18 protein-coding genes are annotated in these 16,657 nt (G+C 60.7%); 15 read left to right on the top strand and 3 right to left on the bottom strand.

Annotated elements, in window-relative coordinates; genetic code table 11:
- The first annotated feature begins 2 nt into the window (after window positions 1-2).
- The 7 genes from AC1PUL_RS01435 (at window position 3) to AC1PUL_RS01405 (ending at window position 5,869) form a co-directional block, all read left to right on the top strand.
- Window positions 3-959: a D-2-hydroxyacid dehydrogenase gene (locus AC1PUL_RS01435; RefSeq protein ID WP_480466271.1), complete on the top strand. Its 957-nt coding sequence runs from the start codon at window positions 3-5 to the stop codon at window positions 957-959.
- Window positions 960-1,237: 278 nt separating this feature from the next.
- Window positions 1,238-2,311 carry an enoyl-CoA hydratase/isomerase family protein gene (locus tag AC1PUL_RS01430; protein ID WP_480466270.1) on the top strand — a complete coding sequence of 358 codons (1,074 nt, stop codon included), beginning with the start codon at window positions 1,238-1,240 and terminating at the stop codon, window positions 2,309-2,311.
- A gap of 357 nt (window positions 2,312-2,668) precedes the next feature.
- Window positions 2,669-3,079, top strand: coding sequence for a type II toxin-antitoxin system death-on-curing family toxin (locus tag AC1PUL_RS01425; protein ID WP_480466269.1), 411 nt, complete (start codon window positions 2,669-2,671; stop codon window positions 3,077-3,079).
- 338 nt (window positions 3,080-3,417) lie between these two features.
- The gene (locus AC1PUL_RS01420; protein WP_480464776.1) at window positions 3,418-3,810 is read left to right on the top strand and encodes a helix-turn-helix domain-containing protein; all 393 of its coding nucleotides are present in this window, start codon (window positions 3,418-3,420) and stop codon (window positions 3,808-3,810) included.
- Window positions 3,811-3,850: 40 nt separating this feature from the next.
- Window positions 3,851-4,369 carry an IS630 family transposase gene (locus AC1PUL_RS01415; protein ID WP_480464775.1) on the top strand — a complete coding sequence of 173 codons (519 nt, stop codon included), beginning with the start codon at window positions 3,851-3,853 and terminating at the stop codon, window positions 4,367-4,369.
- Between the two features lie 262 nt (window positions 4,370-4,631).
- Window positions 4,632-4,991, top strand: coding sequence for a hypothetical protein (locus tag AC1PUL_RS01410; protein ID WP_480466268.1), 360 nt, complete (start codon window positions 4,632-4,634; stop codon window positions 4,989-4,991).
- Window positions 4,988-5,869: a phospholipase effector Tle1 domain-containing protein gene (locus AC1PUL_RS01405; protein WP_480466267.1), complete on the top strand. Its 882-nt coding sequence runs from the start codon at window positions 4,988-4,990 to the stop codon at window positions 5,867-5,869. The genes AC1PUL_RS01410 and AC1PUL_RS01405 overlap by 4 nt, the downstream gene beginning before the upstream one ends.
- A gap of 193 nt (window positions 5,870-6,062) precedes the next feature.
- Here the strand turns inward: AC1PUL_RS01405 and AC1PUL_RS01400 are convergent, their stop codons facing one another.
- A complete protein-coding gene (locus AC1PUL_RS01400; protein WP_480466266.1) occupies window positions 6,063-7,472 on the bottom strand; it encodes a helix-turn-helix domain-containing protein in 1,410 nt (469 codons plus the stop codon).
- 134 nt (window positions 7,473-7,606) lie between these two features.
- Here AC1PUL_RS01400 and AC1PUL_RS01395 point away from each other — a divergent pair, with 134 nt between their 5' ends.
- From AC1PUL_RS01395 to AC1PUL_RS01365, 7 genes are all read left to right on the top strand, one after another.
- Window positions 7,607-9,139: an acyl-CoA carboxylase subunit beta gene (locus AC1PUL_RS01395; RefSeq protein WP_480466265.1), complete on the top strand. Its 1,533-nt coding sequence runs from the start codon at window positions 7,607-7,609 to the stop codon at window positions 9,137-9,139.
- 40 nt (window positions 9,140-9,179) lie between these two features.
- Window positions 9,180-9,422, top strand: a complete 243-nt coding sequence (locus tag AC1PUL_RS01390) for a DUF4160 domain-containing protein (protein WP_480466264.1) — start codon at window positions 9,180-9,182, stop codon at window positions 9,420-9,422.
- The gene (locus AC1PUL_RS01385) at window positions 9,397-9,684 is read left to right on the top strand and encodes a DUF2442 domain-containing protein (protein ID WP_480466263.1); all 288 of its coding nucleotides are present in this window, start codon (window positions 9,397-9,399) and stop codon (window positions 9,682-9,684) included. Before AC1PUL_RS01390 ends, AC1PUL_RS01385 begins: the two co-directional genes overlap by 26 nt.
- Window positions 9,685-9,793: 109 nt before the next feature.
- Window positions 9,794-10,705 carry a glutathione-dependent disulfide-bond oxidoreductase gene (gene yghU, locus AC1PUL_RS01380; RefSeq protein ID WP_480466262.1) on the top strand — a complete coding sequence of 304 codons (912 nt, stop codon included), beginning with the start codon at window positions 9,794-9,796 and terminating at the stop codon, window positions 10,703-10,705.
- Between the two features lie 9 nt (window positions 10,706-10,714).
- On the top strand, window positions 10,715-11,092 hold the full coding sequence (locus tag AC1PUL_RS01375; RefSeq protein ID WP_136600121.1) for a hypothetical protein: 378 nt from the start codon (window positions 10,715-10,717) through the stop codon (window positions 11,090-11,092).
- Window positions 11,093-11,096: 4 nt separating this feature from the next.
- Window positions 11,097-11,510, top strand: coding sequence for a hypothetical protein (locus tag AC1PUL_RS01370; protein WP_480466261.1), 414 nt, complete (start codon window positions 11,097-11,099; stop codon window positions 11,508-11,510).
- 68 nt (window positions 11,511-11,578) lie between these two features.
- On the top strand, window positions 11,579-13,588 hold the full coding sequence (locus AC1PUL_RS01365) for an acetyl-CoA carboxylase biotin carboxylase subunit (protein ID WP_480466260.1): 2,010 nt from the start codon (window positions 11,579-11,581) through the stop codon (window positions 13,586-13,588).
- 215 nt (window positions 13,589-13,803) lie between these two features.
- Here the strand turns inward: AC1PUL_RS01365 and AC1PUL_RS01360 are convergent, their stop codons facing one another.
- Both AC1PUL_RS01360 and AC1PUL_RS01355 read right to left on the bottom strand, forming a co-directional pair.
- Complete coding sequence (locus tag AC1PUL_RS01360) at window positions 13,804-14,145, bottom strand: type II toxin-antitoxin system RelE/ParE family toxin (protein ID WP_480466259.1); 342 nt, start codon at window positions 14,143-14,145, stop codon at window positions 13,804-13,806.
- On the bottom strand, window positions 14,135-14,404 hold the full coding sequence (locus tag AC1PUL_RS01355; RefSeq protein ID WP_480466258.1) for a type II toxin-antitoxin system ParD family antitoxin: 270 nt from the start codon (window positions 14,402-14,404) through the stop codon (window positions 14,135-14,137). Before AC1PUL_RS01355 ends, AC1PUL_RS01360 begins: the two co-directional genes overlap by 11 nt.
- A gap of 112 nt (window positions 14,405-14,516) precedes the next feature.
- Here AC1PUL_RS01355 and scpA point away from each other — a divergent pair, with 112 nt between their 5' ends.
- On the top strand, window positions 14,517-16,652 hold the full coding sequence (gene scpA / locus AC1PUL_RS01350; protein ID WP_480466257.1) for a methylmalonyl-CoA mutase: 2,136 nt from the start codon (window positions 14,517-14,519) through the stop codon (window positions 16,650-16,652).
- Window positions 16,653-16,657: the final 5 nt, after the last annotated feature.

Raw genomic sequence — 16,657 nt, 5'->3', positions numbered from 1 at the left:
CCATGATCCGCATCGTCTTTCTCGACCGGGACACGCTGTCGCCGGAAACCGTGGTCCGCGCGCCCTCCGTGCCGCATGAGATGGTGGTCCATGCCCGCAGCGCCCCGAACGAAGTGGCTGAGCGCATCCGCGACGCCGATGTCGTGATCACCAACAAGGCCCCTGTCCGCGCCGAAGCACTCGCCGGCGCCGCCAAGCTCAAGCTGATCGCCGTCTCCGCCACCGGCACCGATATCGTCGATCTCGCGGAGGCCAAGGCGCGTGGCATCGCCGTTTGCAATATCAGGAACTACGCCAAACACACGGTGCCCGAACATACCTTCGCGCTGATGCTGGCGCTGCGCCGCTCGATCCTGCCCTATCGCCAGTCGGTCATCGAGGGTCGCTGGCAGCAGGCGGCGCAATTCTGCTATTTCGATTATCCCATCGCCGATCTCGGCGGCTCGACGCTGGGGATCATCGGCCATGGCACGCTGGGCCAGTCGGTGGGCAAGATCGCCGAAGCCTTCGGCATGACGGTGCTCGCCGCCAGTCGTCGCGGCGCAACCGAGCTCAAACCCGGCCAGACCGCCTTTGACGAGGTGTTGAAACGTTCCGACGTGATCACCCTGCACTGCCCGCTGACGCCGGAAACGCGCGGCGTGATCGGCATCAGGGAATTCGCCCTGATGGAACGCAAGCCGCTGCTGATCAACACCGGTCGCGGCGGTCTCGTCGATGAACTCGCCCTTGAAAAGGCGCTCGATGCCGGCCAGATCTCCGGCGCCGGCTTTGATGTCACCGATGGCGAACCACCCGCCGCCAACAGCCCGATGATGCGGATCGCGTCCCGCGAAAACGTCATCCTCACCCCGCATGTCGCCTGGGCCAGCCGCGAGGCAGTCCAGGCCCTGGCCGACCAGCTGATCGAGAATATCGAGCTGTTTTTCGCCGGCAAGCCTCGCAATCTTGTTGGCTGATCCTGCTTAGGCAGCCCAGGGCTATCGCGTTGGGGTACCCCCCTCTGTCAGCTTCGCTGACATCTCCCCCACACGGGGGGAGACTGGCTGAACCGCCGGCCCGCTCACATTCCGTTGGCGCCGGAAAGGGATCGGCAAACGCGGCGCTCCGTTCTCCCCCCTTGTGGGGGAGATGTCACGCAGTGACAGAGGGGGGTATCCATATACGCCAACCCAGCCCTTGCCCTTTCCCCGCGACGCATGTCTAACTCTCTCAAAAGACAAAAGGGGAGGACGGCATGCGGTATCTGGAGGCGGACTATCAGGGCGAGGAAATCCTGACGGCGAAAAAGGGCGCGCTTGGCCTGATCGCCCTTAACCGTCCGCGTGTGCTCAACAGCCTCTCCCACGACATGGTCCTCGCCTTAGGCAAGGCGCTCGATGCCTTCGAGGCCGACCCGCAAGTCGCCGCCGTCCTCGTCACTGGCGAAGGCGAACGTGGGCTTTGCGCCGGCGGCGATATCAGGATGTTCTATGAAAGCGGCAAGGCCGGCGATGGCAAGGCCTCCCACTTCCTCAAGGCCGAATACCGCCTGAATGCCCGCATCGCCGGCTTCAAGAAACCTTACATCGTCGTGATGGATGGCATCACCATGGGCGGCGGCGTCGGTGTCTCCAGCCATGGCAGCCACCGCATCGTCACCGAAACGACGAAGCTCGCCATGCCCGAAACCGGCATCGGCTTCTTCCCCGATATCGGCGCGACCTGGCTCCTCTCCCGCGCAGCCGGCGAACTCGGCACCTGGATGGGGCTAACAGGCGAGGCGGTGAACGGCGCCGACGCCATCACCGCAGGCTTTGCCGACTGGTATGTTCCGCAGGACCGGGTGGCCGAACTTCTGCAGCGGATCGCCGCCCTGCCCGCCCCCGCCCTCGGGGCAACCATCGCCTCGATCATCCGCGACTATACGGTGGACGGCCCGACCGGCATCTTTTCCGAAGGCCGCGCCATGATCGACCGCTGCTTCGCCTTCGACACGGTGGAGGAGATCATCGCAGCACTGGAACAGGAACAGGGCGACCTGGCCGCAAGAACGCTAACCGCCATGCGCGCGAAATCGCCGACCAGCCTGAAAGTGACGCTCAGGATGCTGCGCGAGGCCCGCCGCTCCCGGGACCTCGAAACCTGCCTCGAACGCGAATTCGCCGGCACCCTCCAGGTGGTGAAAGTCCCCGATTTCTACGAAGGCATCCGCGCGGCGATCATCGACAAGGACCGGAACCCGACATGGTCACCGACGACGCTGGAGGATGTGGCGCCGGAGAGTGTCGAGGCGTTTTTTGTGGAGCGGGATGAGCGGTTGTTTGGGTAGGGTCGGAGAGGTCTACAGCGCCGTGCGCCAAACATGGCGCACAAAGGTTCGCTGTAGCGCCTTATGAATCTGAATGCCTGGGAGCTGACATAGATACCGGGAGACACGGTCCGTTTACCGCTATGCTAGAACATGTCACAAGTGGCGACGTTTATTTGACGAACCCGTCAATTCGCGCTATGGATTTAGACTAATCAAATTCGATCGCAGGCTGGACCGAAAGGAGGTAAGCTGTGAGTGTTTTGAAAGAAACCCCTACGACTCCCCCACGGAAAACCTTCGACGTGCGCCCGTCGCAGGCTCCTGTGAACTACGACGCCCTGATTTCTCAGGCTATTGAGCGCTTCCCCAAGGTTCATGCAATCCTTGCAAAGTGAGCCGCTGTGGCTGCCGATTGAAGTCGTTGTAAAGATCAACCTCATCCATACAGCAGCGCTTGGTGAAAATCATGCGCTGCTTTTTCCAGAAAAGCTGGCCGGCGCCATGATGCGCCCTCGAAACCTCTGGGACTATGAAGAGCCAGACGCCGTCAGCTTGGCGGTATGCTACATGCATGGCATCGCCTCAGCCCACGCATTCGAGCAAGGAAACAAGCGGACTGGCTTTGACGCCGGCTTTGCATTCCTGGGCGCGAACGGACTCACGATCCATCCGGAGGCAGACACCGAGCTGATGGCCACCTCATTCATCGAACTGATCGAGCGCACCATAACGACCGCCGATTTCGAGGCCCATCTCTCTGAATATATCGTCCCTGTAGACATATAGCCCAGATCGCATCCCTGATGCATAAATCCCACCCTGAATTCAGCTGGAACCAGAGCGGGTCCAAAAAAGTGCGTCAGCGGTTTTGCGTCCGGACTGCGAAAAAACAAATAGATAAGGCATCCGCGCGGCGATCATCGACAAGGATAGGAAATCCGAGCTGGGCGCCGGCGACGCTGGAGGATGTGGCGCCGGAGAGTTTCGAGGCGTTCTTTGCGGCGAGGGATGAGCGGTTGTTTGGGTAGGATCGGAGATGCCTAAAGCGTGTCGCGGCAAACGGGATTCAGGATTCCGGTTTTTCTTGATCTGTGATTGACTGTGCCCGTGGAAGGAGAAGCGCCATGGGCAAGCCGCATCCGATGGAGTTGCGTGAGCGTGTCGTTGCGTTTGTGAATGAAGGCAACAGCAATCGGGAAGCCGCCCGGCATTTCCGGGTTTCGCCCCGGTTCGTCAACAACATGATGATCCTGCATCGTTCCTCTGGTTCTCTTCGGCCTGCCAGACAGGGCCACCCGCCTGGCAGTAAACTTTCGCCGCATGGGGAATGGATCAGCGAGCGCGTAGCCCTCAATGGCGAAGTGACGCTGGACGAACTGTGTCTCGAACTGGCCGAGCGCGGCATCGAAGTCCACCGCGCAACCGTCGGGCGGTTTCTACATCGGCTTGGGCTCAGCAATAAAAAAAAGCCTCAAGGCAAGCGAGCAGCTCAGACCGGAGATCGCCAAGGCGCGTGATCTTTGGATTAGCCGGCGAAAGCGGTTCTTCAACAAGGCGTTGTCACGGCTCATCTTTATCGATGAGACGTCCACGAATACCCGTCTGACGAAGCGCACCGGATGGTCTGCCAAAGGCAGTCGCTTTGCGGCTTACGCTCCCTTCGGCCACTGGAAGACGCAGACATTCATCGCCGGACTGCGCTGCCATGGCCTGACCGCGCCATGGATTGTCGATGCACCCATGAACAGCCGCATCTTTGAAACATGGATCGAGACACAGCTTGCGCCGACACTGTCGCCCGGCGATGTTGTCATCCTCGACAATGTCGGCTTCCACAAAAGCGAGAAAGCCGAACAACTGGTCAAGGCGAAGGGGGCCTGGCTTCTCTTCCTGCCGCCCTATTCGCCGGACCTGAACCCCATCGAAATGGCGTTCTCAAAGCTCAAGGCGCTCTTGCGAAAGCGAGCAGCCAGGAGCTTCGACACGATTGCCCAAGCCCTCGGCGACATCATCGCCCTCTTCTCTGTCACTGAATGCCGAAACTTCTTCAAAGCCGCAGGATATGAGGCTGAATAAATGCGACACGCTTTAGATCAGACATTGAGCCTGGACGCCCATTCACGTCTAGAACTGGAGAGTGGGGACAGACTGATATCAATCAGCCACGTAGCTAAATATTTCTGTTGCATGGAGAATAGGCCCAGTGGTGTTGCCAAAATTACGCCTTGGGGCGCTCGCCCATAACTCGCTTATGGAGATAAGGGCTTGGAAATTCTTGGACGACTGCTACACTTACTGGTGCAGTCCATAATGAAAAGCCCCAGATCGGAATTTCGACATGGATAACAATAGCTACTTCGAGCATCTTGGCGTAAAATTCCACGTGTTAGACGAGCGGCCTAATCCAAAGCTTTTGAAGAGCGGCGATTGGATCAGAATTTGCTACGAGCCTCATAGCTCGAAACCAGATATTGTCGCGCTTCTCATCGCAAATAATCAAATTTGGCCTCTGAACCATGGCGCCGGACCAAATGATCCTGCGTATCTGCCAGACGACTATCAACTTAAACTTGCTCGAAACGGCGACCATACGGACACATTCACGCAGTTATTCAGTCAGGAGTATATCGAGCTGGTTGCAAAGGTAGATGGCCATTCAAAATCGAACGACGGTAGCCGCCTTGGGCGGCAGCCATGAATATCGTCGTATGCCTAGATGGCACGTGGAACGGAAACGATCTCCAAGACACGAATGTTCACCGGATTCTCGGGTTGCTGGACAAGCAGCAGTGTATCTCCAACTACTACTCTGGCGTCGGAGTAGGCAGCCGTCGGCTGGAGGAAAAACTCGACGGTGCCACCGGGCGAGGTGTTTTTAGGACTGTCCGCGCGGCTTACACATTCGTCAAGGCCAATTACATGGAGGGTGACCGGATCTATGTAATCGGCTTCAGCAGAGGAGCTTATGCGGCACGCCATCTTGCTGGATTGATCGCCCGATGTGGCCTGAGATGGCACCCTGAGTCAACCTATGAAGAATATCGGGCCATCTTGCGAGGCAAGGCGTCGGGCTCCACTGCCGGAGTAGATATTCAGTTCCTCGGAATGTTCGACTGCGTGCCCGGCAACCAATACTATATGTTGGGAAACGGACCTGTGGAGTTGAATGATCCCAGAATCGAGCGCAAAATTCGAAATGTCGCGCACGCCGTTTCGCGAGACGAGCACCGCGCCTTGTTTAAACCACTCATTTTCGTCCGGGATGAACAGGAACGCTTCGAGCAACGTTGGTTTCCGGGCTACCATTTCGATGTCGGGGGCGATGAAAACATGGCGCTCAACAATTTTTCGCTGGCCTGGATGTTACTTGAGGGCTGTCGATGCGGACTTCGCCTCTCAGGCCTGATTCCAACCAAATTCGACCCGACTGCTCCTGGCAAACGTCAAGACGACGTGACATCGAGAATTGGCTTCGAATGCTCTCGTGCAGAACTTCCAGAGGCAAAACTCGTCGATGATGAGATAACAGTGGATGCACTGCGGCAAGGAATCAGCAATCTTACCCATATCGGCTGAGTAACTGCTTCCTTCCGGGGGGGGGGTACGGCCACCTTGGAGGGCGGCTATTGGGTCGATTGCAGCTTGGCAGATGTGCTATTGAGCCGCTGCTGTTCTATACATCCGGTAGCTGCCTGCCCGGATAGATCCAAATTGAGCCGACGAAGTGCCAATCCAAATGGCACAAAACGCCCCAACAAGACAAACACCCTCACTCAATCTCATACGGCATCGGGTTCCGCACCCGATGATCCACCACGAGCTTCCGTTTCAGCGGCGGCACCGCGCGGCTGGTGCATTTGACGCGCTCGCAGATGCGGCAGGAAATGCCGATCGGGTCGAAGGCGCCGCGGTTGGAGAGGTCGAGGTCGTCGGCATAGACGAAGGCGCCAGCATAGGAGATCTCGCAGCCGAGCGCCAAAGCATAACGCGGATTGGCGGCGCGGAAGCCAGCGGAGCCTTTTGAGACTTGCGTCGCGATGCAGAGATAGCGCACGCCATCGGGCGTCTCCGCCGTCTGGCGGATGATCCGGCCCGGCGTCTCGAAGGCCTGATGGGCATTCCACAGCGGACAGGCCGCCCCGAAGCGGGCAAATTGCAGGCGGGCCGCGCTATGCCGCTTGGTGATATTGCCGGCCCGGTCGATGCGGGCAAAGAAGATCGGCACGCCCTTGAGCCCCGGCCGCTGCAGCGTCGAGAGGCGGTGGCAGACCTGTTCGAGCGAGGCCTCGAAGCGGGCGGCGAGCAGCTCGATATCGTGGCGCAGATCCCGCGCGGCCGTGAGGAAGATGCGATAGGGCAGGATCAGCGCGCCGGCGAAGTAGTTGTAGAGACCCATGCGACAGATCTCGACCGCCTCTTCGCTGCGGAAATTCGCCTGTTTCAGCACCTGGTCGATCTTCGTGGCAGCCGCGAGCTGGGCGATCTGGATGGCGATCTGGAAATCGCGGGTGGGGGCAGAGGCATAGCGGCTGACGGTCAGGATCCGCCCCACCGGATCGAAGCGGCGGATCGCCTCGTCGCCCGCCTCGCCGCGCACCACGCGCACGCCGTGCCGCGCTTCAAGATGGCCTGACAGGGCCGCGTAGTTCTCGCCCTCCCCGAGCTTCAGTTCCGTCGCCAGCTGCTCGGCGGCGAGGTCGAGATCGTGGATGTAATTGTCGACGAAATGGAAGAAGTCGCGCACCTCGTCATAGGGCGTCACCTCCTGGCTGGGGGCAGCCCCCAGCCGGTCGTCGAGGCTCGCCAGCTGTTCGTTGCCGCGCCTGTAGGCCTGGTGGGCGGCAATCAGCGCATGGGCGAAACCCGGAGCATTCTGGGTAACGAGCTTCAGCTCCTGCAGGCTCGGCGAATAGGTCTCGAACAGCGGATCGGAGAGCGCCTCCGTCAGCGCCGACATCAGCCGGTCGTTCTGGCCGGAGGACAGCTCGGTGATATCGATGCCGAACTTTTCCGCCAGCGACAAAAGCACCGAGGCCGAGACCGGGCGCTGATTGTTTTCGATCTGGTTGAGATAGCTGGTGGAAATGCCGACCATGTCGGCAAACTGCGCCTGGGTGGCGCCGTTCGCCTGGCGGATGTCGCGGACCTTGCGGCCGATGAAGAGTTTCCCGATGGCCATTTCGCAAATTCGCAATTTTCACTTTGCAAATTCATAAATCCACAGATGCACCTGTTCAACCGTTTTCTTCTGCGGCACAGTGGAATAGGTGTCACATCAAGGCCTGAAGCCATCAAGATCATTCCGGAGGAAGCATGTCGACGATCCTGGACCAGCTCGAAGCCCGCCGCGACGAGGCCCGCCTCGGCGGCGGCGAAAAGCGCATTGCCGCCCAGCACGGCAAGGGCAAGCTGACCGCCCGCGAGCGCATCGAGGTCCTGCTCGACGAAGGCTCGTTCGAAGAATACGACATGTATGTCACGCACCGCTGCGTGGATTTCGGCATGGCCGAGCAGAAGGTGCCGGGCGACGGCGTCGTCACCGGCTGGGGCACGATCAATGGCCGTCAGGTCTATGTCTTCTCCCAGGATTTCACCGTGCTCGGCGGCTCGCTGTCTGAAACCCATGCCCAGAAGATCTGCAAGATCATGGACATGGCGATGAAGGTCGGCGCCCCCGTGATCGGCCTCAACGATTCCGGCGGTGCCCGCATCCAGGAAGGCGTGGCATCGCTGGCCGGCTATGCCGATGTCTTCAAGCGCAATGTCGATGCCTCGGGCGTCATCCCGCAGATCTCCGTGATTATGGGCCCCTGCGCCGGCGGTGCCGTCTATTCGCCTGCGATGACCGACTTCATCTTCATGGTGCGCGATAGCTCCTACATGTTTGTGACTGGCCCCGACGTGGTGAAGACCGTGACCAACGAGATCGTCACGGCAGAAGAACTGGGCGGCGCCTCGACGCACACGAAAAAATCCTCCGTCGCCGATGGCGCCTATGAGAACGACATCGAAGCCCTGGAGCAGGTCCGCCTGCTCTTCGACTTCCTGCCGCTCAACAACCGCGAAAAGCCGCCGGTCCGCCCCTTCCACGACGATCCCGCCCGCATCGACATGCGGCTGGACACGCTGATCCCGGACAGTTCCAACAAGCCCTATGACATGAAGGAGCTGATCTACGCGCTGGCCGACGAGGGCGATTTCTTCGAGATCCAGGAAGCCTTTGCGAAGAACATCATCACCGGCTTTATCCGCATGGAGGGCCAGACGGTCGGCGTCGTCGCTAACCAGCCAATGGTGCTGGCAGGCTGCCTGGATATCGATTCATCGCGCAAGGCCGCCCGTTTCGTCCGCTTCTGTGATGCCTTCTCCATCCCGATCCTGACGCTGGTCGATGTGCCCGGCTTCCTGCCCGGCACCGCCCAGGAATATGGCGGCGTCATCAAGCATGGCGCCAAGCTCCTCTTCGCCTATAGCCAGGCGACCGTACCGATGGTGACCCTCATCACCCGCAAGGCCTATGGCGGCGCCTATGACGTCATGGCCTCCAAGCATATCGGCGCCGATATCAACTATGCCTGGCCAACCGCCGAAATCGCCGTGATGGGCGCCAAGGGTGCCACCGAAATCCTCTACCGCTCCGAACTTGGCGATGCCGAGAAGATCGCGGCGCGGACGAAGGAGTACGAAGTAAACTTCGCCAACCCCTTCAAGGCCGCCGAACGCGGCTTCATCGACGAAGTGATCATGCCGCATTCCTCGCGCCGCCGCATTGCCAAGGCTTTCGCGAGCCTCCGCAACAAGCAGGTCGGCACGCATTGGAAGAAGCACGATACGATCCCGCTGTGAGAGGCACACTGTAAGAGGTCCGCTGCAAGAGGAAGGCGAGATGCCGACGATCTTTGAATGGAAGGGCTGGAAATTTCTGTTTTTCAGCCTGGACAGAGGCGAACCGCCGCACGTCCATGTCCGCAAGGATCGCAAGGATCGCAAGGAACTGAAACTGTGGCTCGATCCCGTGCGTGTGGCGTATAATCGACGGGTGGCGGATCACGAGGTCAACGCCATCATTGATGTCGTGAATGAACATCGGAAGGAGTTCATTGATGCCTGTAACCGTTATTTCGGATGAGAACTGGGAAGAGTTCGAACCGGTTGAAGCCAAATGCAGCGACGGCGAGCTGATCGTGGTGCTGGCGAATGGCCTGAAGCTGTCGACCCCGCTCTGGTGGTATCCGCCGCTGCTCGCAGCAAACCCGGAAGCGCGAAACCGCATCGAGCTTTCACCCTCAGGCGTTCATTGGCCTGAACTCGATGAAGATCTCAGCATCGACGGGATGCTGAAAGGCCAAAAATATCCGGGTGCGAAACCGCCCGCAGAAGCTGCAGAGTAAGGTGGACGGACGACGAACGACAGAATAGGGGCTGAGGCGAAGCGCCATCATCGCCTATATAGAACCCGATCGCGCCGTTCGCGCGCCCACCGCAAAAGGACCCGATTTCATGACCGACGAAAAATTCCCGCCCGAGAAGAACCTGCCTACCGGCTATCAGCCGCCCAAGGTCTGGACCTGGGAGCAAGGCAATGGCGGCCAGTTCGCCAGCATCAACCGCCCGACGGCAGGCGCGCAGACAGAGGTCGAGCTCAAGGTCGGCAAACATCCGCTGCAGCTCTATTCGCTGGCAACGCCGAACGGCCAGAAGGTGACGATCCTGCTCGAAGAGCTGCTGGCGGCCGGTCACAAGGGCGCCGAATACGATGCCTGGCTGATCAATATCGGCAAGGGTGAGCAGTTCGGCTCGGGCTTTGTCGGTATCAACCCCAATTCCAAGATCCCGGCCCTCGCCGACCATGCGCCGGTCGATGGCGGCAAGCCGATCCGGCTGTTCGAGAGTGCCTCGATCATGACCTATCTTGCGGAAAAGTTCGGTGCCTTCCTGCCGAATGATCCGCGCAGCCGCGCCGAAGCCTTCAACTGGCTCTTCTGGCAGATGGGCTCCGCCCCCTTCGTCGGCGGCGGCTTCGGCCACTTCTTCACCTATGCGCCGGTCAAGATCCAGTATGCGATCGACCGCTACGCGATGGAAACCAAGCGTCAGATGGACGTTCTCGACCGTCAGCTCGCCGAAAACGAATTCGTCTCCGGCAGCGACTACACCATTGCCGACATGGCGATCTGGCCCTGGTACGGCAGGCTCGCACTCGACCAGTCCTATCCGGATGCCGGCACCTTCCTGTCGACCCATGAATACACCCACGTCCTGCGCTGGGCCAAGCAGCTCGCCGCCCGCCCCGCCGTGCAGCGCGGCGCGATCGTCAACAAGACCTCCGGCCCGCTTTCCGAACAGCTGCATGAACGCCACGATGCCTCCGACTTCGGAACGAAGACGCAGGACAAGATCGCTGCGGCGTAAGGAGAGACCATGCCAAGCCTCCCCGACATGACCAAACATCGCGGTTTCCCCGGCGGCATGCCGGGGACCGGTGTGCAATTCACCATCCGCCGCGCCAATCCGCGCGGCGTCACCCCGATCAAGGCCCTGCCCCGCAAGGCACGGCCCGGCACCAAGGAACACCGGATCGACGCGGCCTTCCTGCATGCGCTCTGGCATCATTTCGGCGCAGAGCCCTTCGAGCGTGGCAATCTCGATGCTGCGCGCCTGAGCCTGCTTTTCGGCCGCGAAGTGATCTCGGCCACCAAGGAATTCGATCCTCTGTCCTATGAGGCGATGCTTGTCATCGACGAGAAGGTGGCGCGGAAGAACTTCCCCGAATCCTTCGAAGACGTGTTCGAGGTCTGAACCCATGGCAAAAGATCCGCTCATGCCGAAACATCAGGGTTTTCCGCTCGGTCTGCCCGGAACGCAGTGGCAATACACGATCCGCCGCGCCAATCCGAAGGTGACGCCGGTGACCAACTGGCCGCGCCACCGCACCATGGACCAGACGGTGGCGCTCGCCGACCTCGGCTTCATGCAGGCGCTATGGCAGTTTTTCGGCACCGAACCCTTCGAACGCGGCAATCTCGACGGCGAACGCCTCTGCCGCCTCTTCGGCCGCGAAGTGATCGCCGCCGAACGCGGCTTCGATCCGCAATCCTATTTCGCCAAGCTGAAGATAAACGAGCCGCTGGCCCGGAAGAACTTTCCCGAAGCCTTCGGCGAGGTCACGAGCGAACAGAGCGTGGCGAAGGGATTGAAGAAGAAGGCGCGGGAATAGCGAACAGATCTGGCGCTTGAGCGCCTGGCAGCTGTGTCCGGATGATAAACGGCAGGGAGAGAAAATAAGTGATCCTGAAAATCCTCATCGCCAACCGGGGCGAAATTGCCTGCCGGGTCATCAAGACCGCGAAGAAGCTCGGGATCAAGACGGTCGCCGTCTATTCCGATGCCGACCGCAATGCGCTGCATGTCGAGATGGCCGATGAGGCGGTGCATATTGGCCCGGCGCCGTCGAACCAGTCCTATATCGTCATCGACAAGATCCTCGATGCCATAAGGCAGACCGGCGCCGATGCCGTCCATCCAGGCTATGGCTTCCTTTCTGAAAACGCCGCCTTCGCCGAAGCATTGGAAAAGGCGGGCGTGACCTTCATAGGCCCGCCGGTCGGTGCCATCCAGGCCATGGGTGACAAGATCACCTCGAAAAAGCTGGCGGCCGAAGCCGGCGTCTCGACCGTGCCCGGCCATATGGGCCTGATTGCCGATGCCGACGAGGCGGTGAAGATCTCCGATCAGATCGGCTATCCCGTGATGATCAAGGCCTCGGCCGGCGGCGGCGGCAAGGGCATGCGCATCGCCTGGAATGCAGAAGAGGCCCGCGAAGGCTTCCAGTCGTCGAAGAACGAGGCGAAGAATTCGTTCGGCGACGACCGCATCTTCATCGAAAAATTCGTCACTGAACCACGCCATATCGAAATCCAGGTCCTCGGCGACAAGCACGGCAACACGCTCTATCTCGGCGAGCGCGAATGTTCGATCCAGCGGCGAAACCAGAAGGTCATCGAAGAGGCCCCCTCGCCCTTCCTCGATGCCGCGACCCGCAAGGCCATGGGCGAACAGGCCGTCGCCTTGGCAAAAGCCGTCGGCTACCACTCCGCCGGTACCGTGGAATTCATCGTCGATGGCAAAGAGAACAAGTTCTACTTCCTCGAGATGAACACCCGCCTGCAGGTCGAACATCCCGTCACCGAGCTGGTGACCGGTCTTGATCTCGTGGAGCAGATGATCCGTGTCGCGGCGGGCGAAAAGCTCAGCTTCGGCCAGGATGACGTGAAGCTCAACGGCTGGGCGATTGAAAGCCGGCTCTACGCCGAAGACCCCTATCGCAACTTCCTGCCCTCGATCGGCCGGCTCACCCGTTATCGCCCGCCGGCAGAGGGCACGACGGCCGAAGGCACCGTTGTTCGCAACGACACCGGCGTCTTCGAAGGCGGCGAGATCTCGATGTATTACGACCCGATGATCGCCAAGCTCTGCACCTGGGCTCCTGATCGACTGACCGCCATCGAGGCGATGTCGGAAGCGCTCGACAGCTTCGAGGTCGAAGGCATCGGCCACAACCTGCCCTTCCTTTCAGCAGTCATGAACCAGGATCGTTTCCGCTCCGGCAAGATCACCACGGCCTATATCGCCGAGGAATTCAGGCACGGCTTTACCGGCGTCACGCCGGATGCGGCCTCGGCGGAAAAGCTCGCCGCGATCGCCGCTGTGATCAATCACCGCCTGCAGGCCCGCGCCATCCAGATCTCCGGCACCATCGGCAACCATACCCGCAAACTCGGCAAGGACTGGGTCGTCAATCTCGCCGGTAGCGACCATGCCCTGGCCGTTACCGAAGGCACCGGCAACGCGCGCGTCGCATTCGAGACCGGCAACGAGCTGGTGATCGCCACCGAGTGGCAGCCGGGTCAGACACTCGCCCATGCCGACATCGGCGGCGAGACGCTCGCGGTCAAGGTCGACCTCAAGGGCCCCGCCATCCGGCTCCGCTGGCGCGGCATGGATTTGACCGCCCGCGTCCGCTCGCCGCGTGTCGCGGCGCTTGCCAAACTCATGCCCGAAAAGCTGCCGCCGGATACGTCCAAGATGCTGCTTTGCCCGATGCCGGGTGTCATCACCGGGGTTGCGGTGAAAGAAGGCGAGACCGTCGAGGCCGGCCAGGCGCTCGCCACCGTCGAGGCGATGAAGATGGAAAATATCCTGAAGGCCGAACGCCGGGGTACGGTGAAAAAGATCGTCGTCAAGCCGGGCCAGAGCCTGGCGGTGGATGAGTTGATCATGGAGTTCGAGGGGTGACGTCCGTCGCGGGAATACCACCCTCTGTCGGCTACGCCGACATCTCCCCCTCAAGGGGGAAGATTGGCCGATGGCGTTTCGCCCACCTTTACGACTCGACGTCAACAATCCGGCAGAAGGCAAGCCCCACCGTGATCTCCCCCCTTGAGGGGGAGATGTCCGGCAGGACAGAGGGGGGTATCCGCGTGGCAAACCAGCAGACGAAGCAAAGCCGCCTAAGACGGCCGCTTCAGCATATGCCGCTGATGATCCTGTCCACCGAAGAAGACGGCAATTACCTGAACGGTCCGCGTCGCCTCGTAGACGTCGAAATAGATGACTGCGCAGTTCTTGGTGACGTGACGCAGACCGTCGCCAATCTCCTTCGACAATGTCCCCTGGTAGGGCGCTTTCCCGAGGCCAAAGATATCGCTGCGGATCCGGCGAATGCGTTCGGATGCTTGATCAAAGGCATCTTCAAGAGGCTCACCCAACTGGGTGTAGGACTGAACAAGATGATCGAAGATCTGCTTGAGATCGGTCTCGCTTTCTTCCGAAAGTTCGACCTCAAAGACCATACTCGGCCTTCTTTGCAGCAATCATCGCCTCGATCCGCTCATGGCTTTCCGCCTCAGAGAGGAAAGGCCCCTTGCGCCGACGCTCAATTAGCGCCCGCCACGCCGCCTGATCCTCTTCCCGCATCTCCGTCTCTTCCCGCACCAGATCCAGCCCTCGCTCGACGACAGCGGCAAGGCTTGGAAAATGGCCGTCCTCGACCAGCTTGCGGGCGAATTCTTCCTGCTGCGGCGAGAGCGAGACAGAGGCTTTTACGGTCATGGCAAGGCGCTCCGGTTGAGCCTCAAAGAATAGCCCGACCCCGAAATTCCGTCAAACTGACCTCCCTCGGCGAACCGCCGAACCGCGCAGCCTTCAGATAAGGATCGCATCGATGACCAAGAAAACCATCGCCGACTGGCAGGCGCTTGCCGAGAAGGAATTGAAGCGTCCGGCGGACAGCCTCGTCTGGAACACGCCGGAGGGCATTCCGGTGAAGCCGCTCTATACGGCAGACGACATCGCCGGCATCGGCCACCTCGACAGCCTGCCGGGCTTTGCCCCCTTTGTGCGCGGGCCGCGCGCCACCATGTATGCCGTGCGCCCCTGGACGATCCGGCAATATGCCGGCTTCTCGACGGCAGAGGAGTCGAATGCCTTCTACCGCAAGGCGCTGGCCGCCGGGCAGCAGGGCGTCTCCGTCGCCTTCGACCTTGCCACCCATCGCGGCTATGACTCGGATCATCCGCGCGTCGAGGGCGATGTCGGCAAGGCGGGTGTGGCGATCGATAGCGTCGAGGACATGAAGATCCTGTTCGACGGCATTCCGCTGCAGGACATCTCGGTGTCGATGACCATGAATGGTGCCGTCATTCCGATCCTCGCCAATTTCATCGTCACCGGCGAGGAACAGGGTGTCTCGCGCGAAAAACTGTCGGGGACCATCCAGAACGACATTCTCAAGGAATTCATGGTCCGCAACACCTATATCTACCCGCCCGAGCCCTCGATGCGGATCATCGCCGACATCATCGAATACACGGCGAAGGAGATGCCGAAATTCAACTCGATCTCGATCTCCGGCTATCACATGCAAGAGGCCGGTGCGACGCTGGTGCAGGAGCTCGCTTTCACGCTGGCCGACGGGCGCGAATATGTCCGTGCCGCCATCGCCAAGGGCATGGATGTTGACGAGTTTGCCGGCCGGCTGTCGTTCTTCTTCGCCATCGGCATGAACTTCTTCATGGAGGCAGCCAAGCTGCGCGCCGCCCGCCTGCTCTGGACTCGCATCATGCAGGAATTCGAGCCGAAGAAGGCGTCCTCCCTGATGCTGCGCACCCATTGCCAGACATCCGGCGTTTCGCTGGCCGAACAGGACCCCTACAACAACATCATCCGCACGGCGTTTGAGGCCATGTCGGCAGCGCTCGGCGGCACGCAGTCGCTGCACACCAATTCCTTCGACGAGGCAATCGCCCTGCCGACGGAATTCTCCGCCCGCATCGCCCGCAACACCCAGCTGATCCTGCAGAACGAGACGGGTGTCACCAAGGTGGTCGATCCGCTCGCCGGCTCCTATTATGTCGAGAGCCTGACCAACGAACTGGCGGAAAAAGCCTGGGCGTTGATCGAGGAGGTCGAAAGCCTGGGTGGCATGACCAAGGCTGTCGATGACGGTCTGCCAAAGCGCCTGATCGAAGAAGCCGCCACCCGCCGCCAGGCCGCCGTCGACCGGGGCGAGGAGGTGATCGTCGGGGTCAACAAGTTCCGGCTGGAAAACGAAGAACCCATCGACATCCTCGAAATCGACAACACCGCCGTTCGTCTGTCGCAGGTCAAGCGCATCGAACAGACGCGCCGCCAGCGCGACCCGAAGCGGGTAGAAACCACCCTCGCGCGCCTGACCGAAATCGCTCGCACGGGAGAGGGCAACCTGCTCGAAGCCGCTGTCGAGGCGGCACGGGCGCGTGCCACAGTCGGCGAGATTTCGGATGCCATGCGCGCGGTCTTCGGCGATCACGTCGCGGTCCCAGAGGTCGTGCATGACATCTACGGCAAGGCCTATGAGGGCGATCCGGAAATGGAGACGCTCACGACCCGCCTGAAGGATTACGGCAAGGCCGCCTCGAAGCCGCGCATCCTGATCGCCAAGCTCGGCCAGGATGGCCATGATCGCGGCGCCAAGGTGATTGCGTCGGCCTTCGGCGATATCGGCTTCGATGTCGTGGCAGGCCCCCTGTTCCAGACACCGGATGAAGCGGCAGATCTCGCCGTGGCCAACAAGGTCCAGGTCGTCGGTATGTCCTCGCTTGCCGCCGGCCACAAGACGCTCGCTCCGCAGCTCGTCGAGGCACTGAAGGCCAAGGGCGCGAATGACGTGATCGTCGTCGTCGGCGGGGTCATTCCGCGTCAGGACTACGACTTCCTGCTGGAGCATGGCGTCTCCGCCGTCTTCGGCCCCGGCACCAATGTCATGGACGCCGCCCGCTCCGTGCTTGACCTGCTGGAGGGTCGCCTGCGAAACAGTTGAGACGC

The organism is Rhizobium sp. P43 (assembly GCF_056730705.1).
This window is presented reverse-complemented; position numbering and strand designations above follow the sequence as displayed.

Coding starts and splice junctions, on each gene's coding strand:
- AC1PUL_RS01435 (WP_480466271.1), top strand. CDS start 3: ATGATCCGCATCGTCTTTCTCGACCGGGACACGCTGTCGCCGGAAACC.
- AC1PUL_RS01430 (WP_480466270.1), top strand. CDS start 1,238: ATGCGGTATCTGGAGGCGGACTATCAGGGCGAGGAAATCCTGACGGCG.
- AC1PUL_RS01425 (WP_480466269.1), top strand. CDS start 2,669: ATGCAATCCTTGCAAAGTGAGCCGCTGTGGCTGCCGATTGAAGTCGTT.
- AC1PUL_RS01420 (WP_480464776.1), top strand. CDS start 3,418: ATGGGCAAGCCGCATCCGATGGAGTTGCGTGAGCGTGTCGTTGCGTTT.
- AC1PUL_RS01410 (WP_480466268.1), top strand. CDS start 4,632: ATGGATAACAATAGCTACTTCGAGCATCTTGGCGTAAAATTCCACGTG.
- AC1PUL_RS01405 (WP_480466267.1), top strand. CDS start 4,988: ATGAATATCGTCGTATGCCTAGATGGCACGTGGAACGGAAACGATCTC.
- AC1PUL_RS01400 (WP_480466266.1), bottom strand. CDS start 7,472: ATGGCCATCGGGAAACTCTTCATCGGCCGCAAGGTCCGCGACATCCGC.
- AC1PUL_RS01395 (WP_480466265.1), top strand. CDS start 7,607: ATGTCGACGATCCTGGACCAGCTCGAAGCCCGCCGCGACGAGGCCCGC.
- AC1PUL_RS01390 (WP_480466264.1), top strand. CDS start 9,180: ATGCCGACGATCTTTGAATGGAAGGGCTGGAAATTTCTGTTTTTCAGC.
- AC1PUL_RS01385 (WP_480466263.1), top strand. CDS start 9,397: ATGCCTGTAACCGTTATTTCGGATGAGAACTGGGAAGAGTTCGAACCG.
- yghU (WP_480466262.1), top strand. CDS start 9,794: ATGACCGACGAAAAATTCCCGCCCGAGAAGAACCTGCCTACCGGCTAT.
- AC1PUL_RS01375 (WP_136600121.1), top strand. CDS start 10,715: ATGCCAAGCCTCCCCGACATGACCAAACATCGCGGTTTCCCCGGCGGC.
- AC1PUL_RS01370 (WP_480466261.1), top strand. CDS start 11,097: ATGGCAAAAGATCCGCTCATGCCGAAACATCAGGGTTTTCCGCTCGGT.
- AC1PUL_RS01360 (WP_480466259.1), bottom strand. CDS start 14,145: ATGGTCTTTGAGGTCGAACTTTCGGAAGAAAGCGAGACCGATCTCAAG.
- AC1PUL_RS01355 (WP_480466258.1), bottom strand. CDS start 14,404: ATGACCGTAAAAGCCTCTGTCTCGCTCTCGCCGCAGCAGGAAGAATTC.
- scpA (WP_480466257.1), top strand. CDS start 14,517: ATGACCAAGAAAACCATCGCCGACTGGCAGGCGCTTGCCGAGAAGGAA.